Raw genomic sequence first — 15474 nt, forward strand, 5'->3', positions numbered from 1 at the left:
CCTTGCTCGCGTTCGCCGCCTTGCTCGCGTTCGCCGCCTTGCTCGCGTTCGCCGCCTTGCTCGCGTTCGCCGCCTTGCTCGCGTTCGCCGCCTTGCTCGCGTTCGCCGCCTTGCTCGCGTTCGCCGCCTTGCTCGCGTTCGCCGCCCTGCCCGCGTTCGCCGGTCAGCCCGTCTCGGCTGCGTTCGCCGCCCTGATCGCCTTGCCCGTGCGTGTGATCGCCGCCCAGCCGATCCTCCAGCCGGGTCACGCTGATCCGATGCGGCCGCCCCGCCTCGAGGCCCGCCTCGATGGCGGCCCCGACGGCAGTGACCTCGACATGGACGTGCACGTTCCAGGTGGGCGGCTCGCCGTCACCGGTGCCCACCACCACGAGCGAGTCCCCGAGCAGGCTCAACCGCGCGCGCAGCACACCGATTGCCTCGGCGGAAGCGTCCAGCAGGTACTGAACCTCATACCCGAACCCGAAGCCCGCCGCCGACGCGACGTCACCTCGTGGGGCCGTGGCGTCCTGACGATCCGCCGCAGCGCCGCCCGCCTCCTCGATCTCGCTGCGCACCGCGAAGGGCCTTTCCCCACCCGCTGCGGGGCTGGGTCCCGCTGCGGGGCTCGGTCCGACTGCGGGGCTCGGGCCGACTGCGGGGCTCGGGCCGACTGCGGGGCTCGGGCCCACCGCGGGGCTCGGGCCCGTCTCGGAGGTTGATCCCACTTCGGGGGCCGAAGAGGGGAGGAGGTTCGGCTTCTCCTCGCCACCGGCCGGCCCCAACGCTTCGACGAGGGCCTCGAGAAGAAGGACGAGCCCGCGCCCGCCCGCGTCCACGACGCCGGCTCGGGCCAGCACGGGAAGCTGCTGCGGCGTCCGGGCCAAGGCCTCGGCGGCCGCTCGCGCCGCGGCCCGCGCTGTCGCCCGGAGGTCGTCGGACTTGAGCCGGCCCGCCGCCTCCGCCGCCGCGGCCACCACCGACAGGACGGTGCCCTCGACCGGCCGGGCCACCGCCGCGTAGGCGGCCTCGCTGGCTGTGCGCAGGGCCGACGCCAGTTCGCCGCCCCGGACCGTGACCGTTGTGGCGAAGCTGTCGGCCATGCCGCGGAAGATCTGCGACACGATCACCCCGGAGTTGCCGCGGGCGCCCAGCAGCGCCCCACGCGCCATCCGGCGCATCGCCCGCACCGGAGGCGTGCTGACGCCGTCACCGGGAGGCGTGCCGGCGGCGCTTCCGGGAGGGGTGTCGGCGGCGTCAGCCGGAGGCGAGCCTGCCGCGTCGCCTGGAGAGTTGTCCGCGGACGACAACGCCTCGGCCGCCGAGGTCAGGGTGAGCACCAGGTTGGTGCCGGTGTCGCCGTCGGGCACCGGGTAGACGTTGAGCTCGTCGATCTCGTGCTGGTGGGCCCGGAGCGCGGCGAGCCCGCCACCGCACCAGCGGTGGACGGCCGCGTCGTCCAGCGTTTCCAGCACGCTCCGACCTTACTGGGGACGACCGACATTTCCCCGCGTACGTGAGGCCGATTGGCCCCCGCCCCGGGGCATCGGGTACCGTGGTCGGGTTGCCTGTGGGCGGTTCAGTCCTGGGCGCTTCAGTTCTCAGATTTCAGATCTCAGGAGTGTTCCCGTGGCTAGCGTGTGTGACGTCTGTGGCAAGGGACCGGGCTTCGGCCACAACGTGTCCCACTCGCACCGGCGGACCAACCGCCGCTGGAACCCGAACATCCAGTCGGTGCGTACCCCGGCCGGTGGCGGCACGACCAAGAAGCTGCAGGTCTGCACCTCGTGCATCAAGGCCGGCAAGGTCGTTCGCGCCTAATCTCGCTGTGTCGGCGACCCCTGGAGGCTGAGCCTCCGGGGGTCGTTTGCGTGTGCCTGAGCCTCCGGGTCGTCTGCGTGTAGTTGAACGAAACACGAGGGATAGTCCAAGTGCTCGACGTCAGCCTCCGGGTCGTCTGCGTGTGGCAGGGCTCCGGGGAGCAGGCGGGCCGGGAAAAGGCCCCTGGTGGTCAGAGGTCCAGGGCGAAGGACAGCACCCCGGGCGCACCCTTGTAGTAGCCGAAGTCAGGGATCCGGACATATCCGGCCGACTCGTAGAGCCCGATCGCCTCGGGCTGCTTGTCGCCGGTCTCCAGGATGACCCGCTTCATGCCGGCCGCCCGGGCGGACTCCTCGATCGTCGCCAGCAGGCGCCGTGCCACGCCCCGCCCGCGTGCCGCCGGCGTGGTGAACATGCGCTTGAGTTCGGCGTCCGTACCGTGGCGTCGCCAGCCGCCGCACCCCACCAGCGCGTCGCCGTCGACGGCGGCGAAGAAGGCGCCGACCGGCGGGTCGAAGTCGGTGAGCGTCACCGGTGTGTCGTCGCCGCTGCCTCCGTACCGTCCGCCGAGTTCGGTCAGAGCCTCGGTGACCAGCGCCTGCACGCGCGGGTCGGCGAAGCCGATCTCACGCACCTCGATCTCATCCACGAGGCGACCCTAAACGTCTGAGCGCGGTCCCGGCCTCGCCCGGGAGGGCGAGTGTGGGACAACGCTCAGCGGAAGTGGTCCCAGCCGCTCCCCCCGGTCCACGGCGTGCGGTCGACGGTCACCCCGGTGCCCTCGTGCACGGTGCCGATCACCCGGAAGCCGGGCGGCACCGCGGCCTCCGGCGGGAAGGTCGCGGCGAGGGCGTGGTCGTCCCCGCCGGTCAGGATCCAGAGGTACGGGTCCACGCCGAGCGCGCTGGCCGCGTCGCGCATCTGGTCGGGGATCCCGAAGGCTTCCCGCCGCACGTCGATGCCGACCACGCTCCCGGTGGCGATGTGCCCGAGGTCCTGGAGCAGGCCGTCGGACACGTCGATCATCGCGGTGGCGCCCGCCTGAGCGGCCGCCGTGCCCGCCGCGTACGGAACCTCGGGCCGCCGGTACGCCTCGACGAAGACCTTCGGGGTGCGGAAGCCGCGGGACAGGATCGCGTATCCGGCGGCGGCGAACCCGGTCCGCCCGGCCAGCGCGAGCACGTCGCCGGGCTGGGCGCCGGTCCGGGTCACCGGCGGGCGGCCGCCCAGGTCGCCGAGCGCGGTCACCGCCACGGTCAGCGGCCCCGCCGAGACGTCGCCGCCGACGACGCTCGCGCCCACCTTGGCGGCCTCCGCGGCGAGCCCGCCGGCCAGCTCCTCGGGCCAGGACATCTCCAGGTCGGTGGGCGCCACGAGAGCCATCAGCAGCGCGGTCGGGGCGGCGCCCATGGCCGCGATGTCGGCCAGGTTCGCGGCGGCCGCACGGTGCCCGACGTCGGTGGCGGTGCACCAGTCCCGGCGGAAGTGCCTGCCCTCGACGAGCACGTCGGTGCTCGCCACCACCCGGCCGTCCGGCGCCGCGACGAGTGCGGCGTCGTCGCCGGGGCCGAGCAGGGTGGCGGGGCCGTCGTCGAGGCGCGCGACAATACGCGCGATCAGCCCGAACTCGCCGGCCTCGGCGATGCTCACGTAGCTTTCCCCCTCATTGGTGGCCGCCTGAGGTGGCGGCCCGCTGCCGAGCCGATCCGTACGGTAGTTTCACGTTCGGGTTCTCCCGTGCCGTCGGAAAGGAGTCAGTCGTGGTCCAGGCATACATCCTCATCCAGACGGAGGTCGGAAAGGCTCGTGACGTGGCCGCCGCGATCGACAAAATCGCCGGAGTGGTGCGCGTCGACGCGGTCACCGGGCCGTACGACGTCGTGGTGCTGACCGAGGCGCACACGGTCGACGAGCTCGGCCGGCTGATTGTGAGCAAGGTCCAGTACGTGCCGGGCATCACGAGGACCCTTACCTGCAGCGTGGTAAACCTCTGAGCATGGTCGACCTGAAGACCCGTACCCCTGTGAAGCCGGACCCGGGCAACCGCCGCGCCGCGCTCTGGGCCGCCGTGGTCGCTCTCCCGGTGGCGTTGATCGTCGGGGTGGTGTTCTTCCTCGCGATCAAGCCGGAGCCGGCCGCCGCGCCGAAGGCCTCAGCATCGGCCCCGGTGGCCGTCCCGTCGACGCCGGTGGAGATCGCTGCGCCCAAGCTGACCGAGCGCGCCGCGCTGGTGTGCCTGGCGGTGACCTCCCAGCTGCCGGACACGGTGCGAAACCTGCCCGCGCGCAAGGTGAGCGCGGGCCCGGAGCAGAACGCGGCGTACGGCGAGCCGCCCCTGACCGTGTCCTGCGGGACGCCGGCGCCGCAGATGTGCCCCCTGGAGGGCACTGGGCCGGCGGGCTGTGTGCCGCTGACCGCCGACCTGCTGATCATGAACCGGGTCTGCTGGTACGGCACGACCGGCGCGTCCGGCGCCGTCTTCACCACGATGGACCGTGAGGTCGCCGTCCGGGTGACCATCCCGGCCACGTACGAGAACCCGGCCCAGTGGGCGAACGAGTTCTCCGACGTCGTGATCAAGACGGTCAAGTCCAAGACCGCGGGAGTGCCGAGCGGCTGCAGATAAGTCAGCCTTGAGTCCGGTCAGGGGCGGCGGCGGGGCTGCGGATGGCTAGTGCAGGCCCGTTCCGCGGCGTAGTGCCGACTTGATGAGGCGGTCGATCAGCTTGGGGTACTCCAGGCCGGTGGCCGCCCACATCAGCGGGAACATCGACGTCGGCGTGAAGCCGGGCATCGTGTTGATCTCGTTGAGCAGCACCCGGTCGTCCTCGGTGACGAAGAAGTCGGCGCGGGCCAGGCCGGCGCAGTCCAGCGCGGTGAAGGTGCGCTGGGCGTACTCCCGGACCTTCGCGGTCACCTCGTCGGAGAGCTTGGCCGGCAGGTCGTACGCCGAGCCCTCCAGGTATTTCGCCTCGAAGTCGTAGAACTCGTGCCCGGACAGGTGGATCTCGGCCACCAGCGAGGTTTCGGGCACGCCGCCGGCCTCGCCCTCCAGCACGCCGCACTCCACCTCACGGCCGACGATCGCGGACTCGACGAGCACCTTGGGGTCGACGTCGCGCGCCTCGGCCACGGCGTCGTCCAGCTCGGACCAGTCGGAGACCTTGCTCACGCCGTACGACGAGCCGGCCCGGGCGGGCTTCACGAACACCGGCAGACCCAGCCGCTCCTTGTCCGCCTCGGACAGTGAGGCGCCGGCGCGGAGCACCGCGTACGGTCCGGTCGGGATGCCCTCGGCCACCGCGAGCTTCTTGGTGAACTCCTTGTCCATGGCGGCCGCCGACGCGAAGACGTTGGCGCCCACGTAGGGGATGCCGGCCATCTCGAGCATGCCCTGGATGGTGCCGTCCTCGCCGTACGCGCCGTGCAGCGCCGGGAACACCACGTCCACCCCGGCGAGCGAGCGTACGCCCTCGGTGGGGTCGACGACCGTCAGGCCGTCGGCGGTGGGGTCGGCGGGCAGCACGAGCGCGTTACCGGACGCGGCGGTGATCTCCGGCAGGCGCCGGTCGTTGATGGCCAGCTGCTCCGGGTCGCCGGCGGTGAGCACCCACGCGCCCTCCCGGGTGATGCCGACCGGCACCACCTCGTAGACGTCGGAGTCCAGCGCGTTCATGATGCTGCCCGCGGTGACGCAGGAGATGGCGTGCTCGTGGCTGCGTCCGCCGAAGACGACGGCGACACGGGTCTTGGGAGGGGTCGTCACAGGGAGGGGCCTCTCGGTGGGCGGGCTACGGCCTGGCGCGGATATGACCTACAGCACTTCGGGCACCCTACTCTCCGTAGGCAGTGGACGGGCAAAGTGGCTCCACCCAGTACTGCGGGTGACGATCAGGATGCGCTTCGCACTCCGAAGGACTGGGGGAGCACCCCGGTCTCCCAGAGACCGTCCAGATGCGCCAGGAAGCCGGTGAGGCTGCGCTCGACGTCCCTGCGCTCGGCGACCGGCAGGGTTGCCAGGGGGTCGGTGAAGACCAGCCCGGCGGGCAGCGCGGAGCGGCTGCCGACGAACTTGCGGCAAGCGGTGCACCAGACGTAGGAGACCAGGGTGGGCCGGCGCGCGGTTTCAGGCTTTGTCAGGTACGCCCGGAGCGCCCGCGCCCCGCAGGACGGGCAGTCACGCTCGCCCGGCTCGGCCACGAAGGCCGTCCCCTCGGTGAGTGCGGCGACCTCGGCGCCGTCGAAGCTGTTCCACTCCATGGCGACACCGTATGCCCGTACCCGATCAGGTCTGGTCCTCGCCCCGCCGCCGGCGGCGAACGGTGAGCAGCACGCGCGCGGCGATCCCCAGCAACGCGATGATGCCGATGACACCGGCCGACCCAGGGCCGGTTCCAGTCGAACCCGTCGTCCTGCTCGTCCTGCCGGGGGCCACAGTGGTTCTGTGGCACGTCCTCGATGAGGACCGAGCCGAACGCCGGGTCGTCGAAGGTGACCACGGCGCGGGCGCCGGGCTCGGCGCGGAACTCGGTGATGGACCGGGCGTTGCCGACGTGGAATGACGCGAAGGGCGCGCCGACCAGATGGTCGGCGCGCCCTCAGCAGGAGCTAGCTGGTGTTACGCGATCAGGCGGTGAACTTGATCTTCCGGCGGCGAGCCACGAAGAACAGCGCGGCGCCGATCAGGAGCACGGCACCCGCGGCACCGGCGACGGTGCTGGCGTTGGCACCGGTGTGGGCGAGCTCGTCGCCGCCACCCGCGCCGGTCGCCGAGCAGTCATCCGGCTTCTCGTAGGCGATCGTGGTGGTCTCCTCGATCTCCTTGGCACCCACCTTGACGGTGAAGCCCGGAGTGGCGGAGAACTTCTCGGTCTTCTTCTGACCCGGCTTGACGGTCAGGGTCCGCTTCTCGCCCTTGCTGGTCTCGAGGGTCAGCGTGATCTCCACGCCGTCCTTCGGGTTGTCCAGGCCGATGACGATCGTGTCGCAGTCCATCTCGACGATCGGGGTCGGCTCGGCCGGCGTGGCCGGGGTGTCGGGGGTGTCCGGGGTATCGGGGGTGTCCGGAGTGTCCGGGGTCTGCGGCTCGTCCGGCTTGCAGTCCGGCTTGATGTCGATGGTCTTCTCGGTGTCGCCCTTGATCTCCCCGTTGTTCCAGGAGAGGAAGACCTTGAGCGAAACCTTGGTGACCTTCTTGGGCAGCGTCTGGACCTCGGTGATCGTCTTGTTGGCCCCGATGGTGCCGTCCTTGACGATCGTCTTGAGCTGGCTGTCGGCGTTGAGCTGCAACGCCGCGCCCTCGCCGTTGGTCTGCTCGACCGCGGTGATGGTGGCCTCACGGTCGCCCGGCGCGTAGGCCGAGACGTTCCAGGTGATCTTCCAGTTGTCACCGGTCGGGCAGTCGGTCGAGACCTCGATGCCCGGGTGGTGAGCGCTCGCCGGGCTTTGCAGCGCCACGACACCGGTCATGCCGATGACGGCGCCGGCGGCGACCGCGAGGGTGCGGCGCAGGGGGGACTTCAGCAGGTTCACGCGTACTCCTGTGCTCCTGTGGTGGGTTCAGGGGTTTACGAGGTCACGAGGAGGCATGGCGCAAGCGCGAGAACGAGAGCGAGCCTTGCGACGACGCCTCCCCAACGTCGTCGGGCAGCCGACCGAAGTCAGCTGCAACAGGCAGTGACCATAGCGACTGCGGTGAATTTGGGAAACCGATGAGCACCGCTTAATGGTGTCGATGCGAATCCGAGACCTTCGTTGTACCGAGAGGCATTTCATCGATTCGCTGGGTAGGGTTCGGGCATTGCAGAATTCACCTGCGCGGCGGTCACCAGAGGGTGGTGCAGTACCTTCATGCCGTGCTAATGGGAGCCCAATGACCAGGATCATCGCCGGTGCGCACGGCGGCCGGCGGCTGGCCGCCCCGGCCGGTTCACAGACCCGTCCCACCTCCGACCGGGTGCGGGAGGCGCTCTTCAGCGCCCTCGAGTCGCTGACCGATCTGGACGGTGCCCGGTTCGTTGATCTCTATGCCGGTTCCGGGGCGGTCGGCCTGGAGGCATTGTCACGCGGAGCTACATTCACGCTTCTCGTTGAATCGGATGCCAAGGCCGCGCGGGTCATCCGCGACAACATCGTCGCGCTGCGTGCTGGTTCGTCCGCCCGGCTGATCACCGGCAGGGTGGCGTCGGTGCTCGCCACCCCGCCCGAGGGCGGGCCGTTCGACGTGGTGTTCGCCGATCCGCCGTACGCCCTGGCCGACGACGAGTTGACCGAGGTGGAGACGTTGCTGGTGGCCAACGGCTGGCTGGCGCCGGACGCCGTGGTGGCGATCGAGCGCAGCACCCGTGCGGTGCCCAGAGGAGAGGATCTGAGCTGGGTGGACGGCATCACATCCGAGCGCAGCAGGCGCTACGGGGAGACCACCCTTTGGTACGGTCGCCGATCATGAGACGTGCGGTGTGCCCGGGTTCCTTCGATCCCGTGACGAACGGCCACCTGGACATCGTCGGCCGGGCCAGCCGGCTCTTCGACGAGGTGATCATCGGGGTGCTGATCAACCAGCACAAGACCGGGCTGTTCACCATCGAGGAGCGCATCGAGATGCTTCGCGAGGTGACCGCCTCTTACGGGAATGTGCGGGTCGAGTCGTTCCGCGGCCTGCTGGTCGATTTCTGCCGGGCGCAGGAGGCGGCGGTCGTGGTGAAAGGCCTTCGCGCGGTCAGTGACTTCGACTACGAGTTGCAGATGGCGCAGATGAACATCGGGCTCTCCGGGGTCGAGACGTTGTTCATGCCGACCAACCCGCAGCATTCCTTTCTCTCGTCCAGCCTGGTCAAAGAGGTGGCCAAGTGGGGCGGCGACATTTCCACGTACGTACCGGACATGGTCGGCGAACGGCTGGGGACGCGCCTCGAGCAGAGCTGAGTCGGGCCGACTCGCCGGGCGCACCCCATCATGGGCAGTGGCCGATTACGCAGTAACGTGATCGCACCACGCTCCGTGGGGCGCGTGATGACAGGAGTGAGACGCCGGTGGATCCGCTCGACCGCATCGACGAGATCATCGCCATGGTGGAATCGGCACGCTCGGTGCCGATGTCTCGGACGAACTACATGTTCGACCGGGGTGAGATGGTCGCCATCCTCGACGAGCTGCGCGCCGAGCTGCCCGGCGACCTTCGTCGGGCGGCCGCGCTGCTGGAGGAACGCGACAAGATCATCGATGCCGGCAAGCGCGAGGCCGACCGGATCATCAGCGAGGGTGAGGCGGAACACGCCCGCCTGGTGTCGGTGAACGAGATCACGGTCTCCGCCGAGCACGAGGGCGCCCGGATCATCGCCGAGTCCCGGGCCGAGGCGCAGCGCCTGCGCGAGGAGGTCGACGACTACGTCGACACCGCCCTGGCGAACTTCGAGCAGTTCCTGACCAGGGCGTTGTCGTCGATCGAGAGGGGCCGCGACAAGATGCACGCGCTCCGCGAGATCGGCACCTTCCAGGGCGAGGAAGAGCGCCCGCTGCCCTTCTGAGGGGCGATTCGACGCTTCACCGGCTGCTCAGGTAACCTTTCCTGTCGGCCTTCAAAGGCTGAGAGACAACTATGCCTAAGTCACCCAAGAAACACCTGGATACCAGGCAGCCGCTGGTCGTCGACACGACGAAGCTTCCCCGGCAGCCTGGTGCGACGCGTGCCCTTCAACGGGTGGTGCCGGCACCGGCGGATCTCGGCCTGGAACTGATCTCGGTGCCCGTGGGCTCCGACCTCGAGCTCGATCTGACGCTCACGTCGGTGTCCGAGGGTGTCTACGTCAGCGGCAATGTCCGCGGCTCGCTCACCGGCGAGTGCGGTCGTTGCCTGGACGAGATCACCGAGCCCTTCGACGTGTCCGTCGCGGAGCTGTTCGCCTACGAGGACAGCACCACCGAGGAGACCACCGACGAGGACGAGGTGGGCCGGATGCAGGGCGACCTGCTGGACCTGGAACCGGTGGTCCGGGACGCGGTGGTGCTCACGCTGCCGGCGAACCCGATCTGCCGGCCGGACTGCCCAGGGTTGTGCACCGAGTGCGGCGCACGTCTCGCCGACCTGCCGGCTGACCACAGCCATGAGGACGTCGACCCCAGGTGGGCCGCTTTGCGCAACCTGTCGAGTAACGAGGAGTAGGAACCGTGGCCGTCCCCAAGCGCAAGATGTCGCGCAGCAACACCCGGTCGCGCCGGGCCAACTGGAAGGCGACCGCGGTCTCGACCGTGGCCTGCCCCCAGTGCAAGTCGCCGAAGCTGCCGCACGCGGCTTGCTCGGTCTGCGGCACCTACAACGGGCGCCAGGTCATCGAGGTCTGAGCCTCCTTGGTGACGCGCCCGAGCATCGGGCGGGTCGAGTCTGACCAGCGGCGACGAGCCGGTGTTCCGGACGGCGGGCGAACCCCGCGGCCGGGCATCGCGCGGATCGCCGTCGACCTCCTCGGCGGGGACGAGTCTCCCGCCGTCGTGGTTGACGGCGCTCTGCGTGCCGTTCAGGCCGATCCGGCCGTTCACCTTCTTCTCGTCGGCCCCGTGGAGGCGGCCGGCGAGGTTCTGGCTGCCCTGAGCCCGGACGATCGTGGCCGCGTGCGCGTGATCGGCAGTCTGGGCCGCCGGCCCGGCAGCACCGGCACGGCCGAGACGCCCGGCAGCACCGAGGCCGAAAGGCCCGGCAGCACCGGCGCGGTCGGAAGAGCCGGCAGCACCGGCGCGGTGGGAAGGCCCGGCAACGCCGGCTGGATCGAGTCCGGCGTGCGCGCCGCGGTCCTGGCGGTCGCCGAGGGCGAGGCGGACGCCGTCGTCTCCGCCGGGTCCACCGGCGCCACGGTCACCTCGGCCGCACTCGGTCTCGGGCGCTGGCCGGGAGTACGCCGCCCGGCGCTGGCCGCGGTGCTGCCCACCGCCACCGGGCGGCTGGTGCTGCTCGACGTCGGCGCCACCGTCGACCCCGACGAGCGGGCCCTCCTCACTCAGGCGAGGCTGGGCGTCGCGTACGCCTCGGTGGTGCACGAGCTGACCGCACCCCGGGTCGGCCTGCTCACCATCGGCACCGAACGCGGCAAGGGCGACCGCCTCCGACGTGCGATGCCGGCCCTGCTCGGCGACGCGAGACTGCCGGCGGGCGCCCGCTACACCGGCTTGGTCGAGGGCGGCGACGTGGTGATCGGGGGCGGCGCCGACGTCGTGGTGACCGACGGTTTCACCGGCAACATCCTTCTCAAGGGCCTGGAGACGGCGTACGCCCGGACGGCCCCGCCGCGCGAGGGCGACGTCCCGCCCCGCGCGGCCACCCTTCTGGGCGTCTCCGGCACGGTCGTCGTCTGTCACGGCGCGGCCTCAGGCCCAGACCTCGCGGCCGGCATCGCGCTGGCCGCCGATCTGCACCGCCGTGGCGCGGTGCCAGCGATCGCCGCACTCATGAGCGAACCCGAGGTGATTGATGAGCAGTGACAAGAGACGACGGCCGTCGACCAAGACGCTCGAGGAGGCCTTCGGTGTGCCACTCGAGCCCGGCCTGCTCGAACGCGCCCTGACGCATCGGTCGTACGCATATGAGAACGGTGGTCTGCCGACCAACGAGCGCCTGGAGTTCCTGGGTGACTCGGTGCTCGGCGTGGTGATCACGTCGGCGTTGTTCCACAACCACCCCGATCTTCCGGAGGGCCAGCTGGCCAAGCTCCGGGCGAGTGTGGTGAACATGCACGCGCTGGCCGACGTGGCACGCACGCTGGGCCCCGAGGGCCTCGGACCGCACCTGCTGCTGGGTAAGGGCGAGGAGACCACCGGCGGCCGGGACAAGGCGAGCATCCTGGCGGACACGCTGGAGGCTCTGCTCGGCGCGATCTACCTGGAGCACGGCCTGGACAAGGCCGGCACGGTGATCCACAAACTGTTCGACCCGTTGATGGCCGAGTCGGCCGGCCGTGGCGCCGCCCTGGACTGGAAGACCAGCCTCCAGGAGCTGACCGCGGCGCTCGGGCTGGGCGTGCCGGACTACGTGATCGACGACGCCGGGCCGGACCACGCGAAGACGTTCACCGCCTGGGTGGTGGTGGCCGGCGAGCGCTACGGCGGCTCGGACGGGCGCAGCAAGAAGCAGGCCGAGCAGCGTGCCGCCGCGGCCGCGTGGCGCACCCTCACCGAGCGTGCCGAACAGGCGACGCCGCCCCCGGCCGTCGCCGGTGGCGGCCACACGGCGTGACCTCGGAGAACCATCCGGAGAGCCGCGGTTCCCTGCTCGACAAGGCCGGTGGCCTGCGGGGCCTGGCGATCGCGGCGGGCATCCTGCTCGCCACCCGCGCCGTCCAGCTGATCATGCTGGCGTGGCTGTCCGCGGTCGCCGACGACGGCCAGTCGATGCGCCAGCACCTGCTGGAGTGGGACGGCGGCTGGTTCCAGCGCGTCGCCACGGACGGCTACCCGCACGGCTACACGTACGCGGAGACCGGCGCGCTGGAGGGCAACGGCCTGGCCTTCTTCCCGGTCTTTCCGATGCTGATCCGGCTGATCACGGTGCTCGGCGTGGACTCCGGCACGGCGGCGATCGCGGTGGCCTGGCTGGCCTCGGCCGGCGCGGCGGTCGCGCTGCACCTGCTGGGTACGACGCTGCACGACCGCCGGGCGGGCTGGGCGCTGGTGGCGATCTGCTGCTCGGCGCCGGTCTCGGTGGTGCTCAGCATGGCGTACTCGGAAGGTCTGTTCCTGGCTTTTGTGGCCGGGATGCTGGCCGCCGCGCATCGCCGGGTGTGGTGGGCGGCCGGACTGCTCGGGCTGGCCGCGTCGCTGACCCGCCCGACCGGTGCCGCCGCGGCAGTCGCCCTCGCGGTGGCCGCCGTGTGTGCGTACCGGAGGGAAAGGTCCTGGCAGCCGATCGCCGCGGCCGCCGTCGCGCTGGCCGGGGTGCCCGCCTACCTGGCGTGGGTCGGCCTGCGCGTGGGCGAGCTCGACGCCTGGTTCAAGATCCAGACCGCCGGGTGGGGCACGTCCTTCGACTTCGGCGCCAGCACGGTGAGCTTTCTGGGTACGACCTTGAGCAGCGGCGACGGCTGGGTGCCGATGAGCGTCGCACTGATCCTGCTGGCCGCCCTGGCCGCGGCCGGTGTGGCGCTGGCGACCCGGCCGTGGCCGCCGCTGGTCGTCTACGGGGTGCTGGCGATGATCCTGGTGTACGGCCAGGCCGGCTTCTACCACTCCAAGCCGCGCCTGCTGCTGCCCGTACTGTTGACGCTGCTGCCCGCCGTGATGGCCGCGGCCCGCGCCCGCCCCCGGGTCGCGGTGCTGTCGATCGTCGCGTGGGCGCTCTTCGGCCTCTGGTACGGCGCGTACCTGGTCGTCGTCTGGCCCTACACGCTCTAAGGATTCCCTACACGCTCTAAGGATTGTTGTGCCCGAACTTCCCGAGGTGGAGACCGTCCGGCAGGGCCTGGCCAAGTGGGTGGCGGGCCGCACGATCGCCGGGGTCGAGGTGCACCACCCCCGCGCGATCCGCCGCCACCTGCCCGGCGACGCACACTTCATCGCGATGCTGACCGGCCGCACCATCCTCGACGTGGCCCGCCGCGGCAAATACCTGTGGCTGCCGCTGGACTCCGGCGACGCGATCATCGGCCACCTCGGGATGAGCGGCCAGCTCCTGGTCGAACCGTCCGAGAAGGAGGACGGCCCGCACCTGCGGGTCCGCTTCAGCTTCACCGACGGCGGACGCGAGCTGCGCTTCATCGACCAGCGCACGTTCGGCGGCCTGTCCGTCTCGGAGAGCGGCGCCGAACTGCCGGACGAGATCGCGCACATCGCCCGCGACCCGATCGACCCGCTCTTCGACGACGAGGTGTTCGTCGCCCGCCTGCGCGCCAAGCACACCGAGATCAAACGCGCCCTGCTCGACCAGACCCTGATCTCCGGCGTCGGCAACATCTACGCCGACGAGGCCCTGTGGCGGGCCCAGCTGCACGGCGCCCGCCCCACCGACGCCCTGACCCGCCCCGCCGTCCGCCGCCTGCTGTCCCACGTCCGCGACGTCCTCGGCGAGGCGATCGTGGCCGGCGGCACCTCCTTCGACGCGCTTTACGTCGACGTCAACGGCCAGAGCGGTTACTTCGACAGGGCCCTGCACGCGTACGGCCGGGAGGGCGAGCCCTGCGACCGCTGCGGCACCCCGATCCGCCGCGAACAGTTCATGAACCGCTCGTCGTTCAGCTGCCCGCGCTGCCAGCCGAGGCCCCGCGCCCGCCGCCCCTGACCGGGGCTCAACAGTGGTATCGGCACTGGGCAGTCTCCACCGTCTCATTGCGGAGGCGGTAGACCAGCCGGTGTTCCTCGTCGATCCGGCGTGACGACCAGCCGCTCGAGCCACCGCTGAGCAGCTCGGGCTTGCCGATGCCGTCACCTGCGGCGTCGCGTTGGATGGTGTGCTTCTTAAGCTGGCCGAGGCGCGATCGACGCCAGCGACCTCGATGCCGGGTAGTCGGGGAGGGTCAGGGCCGTCGTCGCGCGGCGGGCGTCGCGGCCCAGGAGGCCGGTGGCGGTCAGCAGCGGCGCCAGCTTGAGCAGCACGCGGTTGCGGAACCACAGCGCCCGGTCGGTCGCCGGGGCGAGGGTGGCGCCGCCGCCGTCGGCGAGGGCTTGATTCTGGCGTACGAAAGCACGGGTCTGACGCTCGTAGGCGGCGAACGCCGCGGCGGGGTCGGTCGCCGTGGCCAGCTCGCCGGCCAGGACATAGGCGCCGACCAGGGCGATGCTGGAGCCCTGCCCGGAGAAGAACGACGGCGCGTGGGCCGCGTCGCCGGCCAGTGCCACCCGGCCGCGTGACCACGCCGGCAGGTGGATCTGGCTGACCACGTCGAAGAAGACGTCGTCGGCGGTGTGCATGCCGTCGAGCAGCCGCGGCACGATCGAGCCGTCGCCGGCGAAGACCTCGGCCATCAGCGCCCGCTGCGCGGCGGCGTCGCCGAGTTCGGCCAGGGGCGGCTGGGGTCGCCGGGCCATCAGGAAGCCGTGCAGGGTGTCGGTGCAGCCGGCGGCGTAGACCGTGGCCATCCGGCCGGGCGCCGACCAGGTCAGCCCCTCGTGGGCGAGGCCGAGGTCGTTGGGGATGGTGAAACCGGCGAAGCAGTAGCCGAGGTAGCGGTTGAACGGCTCCTCGGGGCCCATGATCAGCCGGCGGGTGTTGGAGTGCAGGCCGTCGGCGCCGATCACCACGTCGAAGTCGCGGGCGGCGCCGGAGCGGAAGGTGACCGCGACGCCGTCGCCGTGGTCCTCGAGTGTGGCGATGGAGTCGTTGAAGATCCACTCGACGTCGTCGCGGACGGCGTCGTAGAGGACCGTGGTGAGGGCGCCGCGGGGGAGCTCGATGTCGCGGCCCTCGACGCCGCCGGTGATCTCCTCGGGCTTGATGCCGCCGGCGACCTTGCCGTCGGGGGCGAGGAAGGTGAGCCGCCGCGTGTTGATGTGCGCGGCGCGCACCTGGGGCAGGACGCCCATCCGGTCGAGGACGCCGAGGGCGGTGCCGCGGACGTCGATCGGGTAGCCGCCGCCGCGGACGGCCGGCGCCTTCTCGACGACGGTCACGTCCCAGCCGTAGCGGTGCAACCAGTAGGCCAGTGTGGGGCCGGCGATGCTCGCGCCGGAGATGAGTGCCTTCATGGCTCCTACACT

The 15474-nt window shown here is 71.1% G+C and carries 21 protein-coding genes; 13 read left to right on the top strand and 8 right to left on the bottom strand.

The features are described from left to right. On the bottom strand, window positions 1-1442 hold a 1442-nt coding region (locus QSK31_RS09080; protein WP_502872930.1), incomplete at its 3' end, for a DAK2 domain-containing protein. A 166-nt stretch (window positions 1443-1608) separates the two neighbouring features. Between QSK31_RS09080 and rpmB the strand changes: the two genes are divergently transcribed. After that, window positions 1609-1800: a 50S ribosomal protein L28 gene (rpmB, locus tag QSK31_RS09085; protein ID WP_030436140.1), complete on the top strand. Its 192-nt coding sequence runs from the start codon at window positions 1609-1611 to the stop codon at window positions 1798-1800. A gap of 190 nt (window positions 1801-1990) precedes the next feature. Here rpmB and QSK31_RS09090 read toward each other — a convergent pair whose 3' ends face one another. Both QSK31_RS09090 and QSK31_RS09095 read right to left on the bottom strand, forming a co-directional pair. Continuing rightward, a complete protein-coding gene (locus QSK31_RS09090; RefSeq protein ID WP_285682763.1) occupies window positions 1991-2449 on the bottom strand; it encodes a GNAT family N-acetyltransferase in 459 nt (152 codons plus the stop codon). Window positions 2450-2514: 65 nt separating this feature from the next. Continuing rightward, a complete protein-coding gene (locus tag QSK31_RS09095) occupies window positions 2515-3450 on the bottom strand; it encodes a thiamine-phosphate kinase (protein ID WP_285682765.1) in 936 nt (311 codons plus the stop codon). Between the two features lie 110 nt (window positions 3451-3560). Here QSK31_RS09095 and QSK31_RS09100 point away from each other — a divergent pair, with 110 nt between their 5' ends. Further along, window positions 3561-3794 (top strand): Lrp/AsnC ligand binding domain-containing protein, encoded by a 234-nt coding sequence (locus tag QSK31_RS09100; RefSeq protein WP_285682767.1) that lies wholly within the window; start codon window positions 3561-3563, stop codon window positions 3792-3794. 2 nt (window positions 3795-3796) lie between these two features. Continuing rightward, the gene (locus tag QSK31_RS09105) at window positions 3797-4426 is read left to right on the top strand and encodes a DUF3515 family protein (protein WP_285682769.1); all 630 of its coding nucleotides are present in this window, start codon (window positions 3797-3799) and stop codon (window positions 4424-4426) included. A gap of 45 nt (window positions 4427-4471) precedes the next feature. Here the strand turns inward: QSK31_RS09105 and QSK31_RS09110 are convergent, their stop codons facing one another. Both QSK31_RS09110 and QSK31_RS09115 read right to left on the bottom strand, forming a co-directional pair. After that, entirely contained in the window at window positions 4472-5566 is a 1095-nt protein-coding gene (locus tag QSK31_RS09110) for a D-alanine--D-alanine ligase family protein (RefSeq protein ID WP_285682771.1), read from the bottom strand. A gap of 125 nt (window positions 5567-5691) precedes the next feature. Next, window positions 5692-6060, bottom strand: coding sequence for a hypothetical protein (locus QSK31_RS09115; RefSeq protein WP_285682773.1), 369 nt, complete (start codon window positions 6058-6060; stop codon window positions 5692-5694). Between the two features lie 62 nt (window positions 6061-6122). Here QSK31_RS09115 and QSK31_RS09120 point away from each other — a divergent pair, with 62 nt between their 5' ends. Beyond that, window positions 6123-6362 (top strand): hypothetical protein, encoded by a 240-nt coding sequence (locus QSK31_RS09120; RefSeq protein WP_285682775.1) that lies wholly within the window; start codon window positions 6123-6125, stop codon window positions 6360-6362. A 64-nt stretch (window positions 6363-6426) separates the two neighbouring features. Here the strand turns inward: QSK31_RS09120 and QSK31_RS09125 are convergent, their stop codons facing one another. Further along, window positions 6427-7332, bottom strand: a complete 906-nt coding sequence (locus QSK31_RS09125) for an LPXTG cell wall anchor domain-containing protein (RefSeq protein WP_285682776.1) — start codon at window positions 7330-7332, stop codon at window positions 6427-6429. A 340-nt stretch (window positions 7333-7672) separates the two neighbouring features. Here QSK31_RS09125 and rsmD point away from each other — a divergent pair, with 340 nt between their 5' ends. The 9 genes from rsmD (at window position 7673) to mutM (ending at window position 14059) form a co-directional block, all read left to right on the top strand. Continuing rightward, the gene (rsmD, locus tag QSK31_RS09130; RefSeq protein ID WP_285682777.1) at window positions 7673-8248 is read left to right on the top strand and encodes a 16S rRNA (guanine(966)-N(2))-methyltransferase RsmD; all 576 of its coding nucleotides are present in this window, start codon (window positions 7673-7675) and stop codon (window positions 8246-8248) included. Next, window positions 8245-8724, top strand: a complete 480-nt coding sequence (coaD, locus tag QSK31_RS09135) for a pantetheine-phosphate adenylyltransferase (RefSeq protein WP_285682778.1) — start codon at window positions 8245-8247, stop codon at window positions 8722-8724. Before rsmD ends, coaD begins: the two co-directional genes overlap by 4 nt. A 107-nt stretch (window positions 8725-8831) precedes the next feature. After that, the gene (locus QSK31_RS09140) at window positions 8832-9326 is read left to right on the top strand and encodes an ATP synthase subunit B family protein (RefSeq protein WP_285682780.1); all 495 of its coding nucleotides are present in this window, start codon (window positions 8832-8834) and stop codon (window positions 9324-9326) included. 71 nt (window positions 9327-9397) lie between these two features. After that, complete coding sequence (locus tag QSK31_RS09145) at window positions 9398-9961, top strand: YceD family protein (RefSeq protein ID WP_285682782.1); 564 nt, start codon at window positions 9398-9400, stop codon at window positions 9959-9961. A gap of 5 nt (window positions 9962-9966) precedes the next feature. Next, window positions 9967-10140: a 50S ribosomal protein L32 gene (gene rpmF / locus QSK31_RS09150; protein ID WP_285682784.1), complete on the top strand. Its 174-nt coding sequence runs from the start codon at window positions 9967-9969 to the stop codon at window positions 10138-10140. Window positions 10141-10164: 24 nt separating this feature from the next. Further along, window positions 10165-11271, top strand: coding sequence for a phosphate acyltransferase PlsX (locus QSK31_RS09155; RefSeq protein ID WP_502872931.1), 1107 nt, complete (start codon window positions 10165-10167; stop codon window positions 11269-11271). Beyond that, window positions 11261-12022, top strand: a complete 762-nt coding sequence (gene rnc, locus QSK31_RS09160) for a ribonuclease III (protein WP_285682786.1) — start codon at window positions 11261-11263, stop codon at window positions 12020-12022. Before QSK31_RS09155 ends, rnc begins: the two co-directional genes overlap by 11 nt. Then, complete coding sequence (locus tag QSK31_RS09165; protein ID WP_285682788.1) at window positions 12019-13176, top strand: mannosyltransferase family protein; 1158 nt, start codon at window positions 12019-12021, stop codon at window positions 13174-13176. Before rnc ends, QSK31_RS09165 begins: the two co-directional genes overlap by 4 nt. Window positions 13177-13204: 28 nt before the next feature. After that, window positions 13205-14059, top strand: coding sequence for a bifunctional DNA-formamidopyrimidine glycosylase/DNA-(apurinic or apyrimidinic site) lyase (mutM, locus tag QSK31_RS09170; RefSeq protein WP_285682790.1), 855 nt, complete (start codon window positions 13205-13207; stop codon window positions 14057-14059). 7 nt (window positions 14060-14066) lie between these two features. Here mutM and QSK31_RS09175 read toward each other — a convergent pair whose 3' ends face one another. Together QSK31_RS09175 and QSK31_RS09180 are read right to left on the bottom strand one after the other, a co-directional pair. Continuing rightward, on the bottom strand, window positions 14067-14225 hold the full coding sequence (locus QSK31_RS09175) for a type II toxin-antitoxin system YoeB family toxin (protein WP_285683306.1): 159 nt from the start codon (window positions 14223-14225) through the stop codon (window positions 14067-14069). 10 nt (window positions 14226-14235) lie between these two features. After that, on the bottom strand, window positions 14236-15462 hold the full coding sequence (locus QSK31_RS09180; protein WP_285682792.1) for an FAD-dependent monooxygenase: 1227 nt from the start codon (window positions 15460-15462) through the stop codon (window positions 14236-14238). Window positions 15463-15474: the final 12 nt, after the last annotated feature.

Origin of the sequence: Actinoplanes sp. NBRC 103695, from assembly GCF_030269485.1 — a bacterium.
Classification (GTDB): Bacteria; Actinomycetota; Actinomycetes; order Mycobacteriales; family Micromonosporaceae; genus Actinoplanes.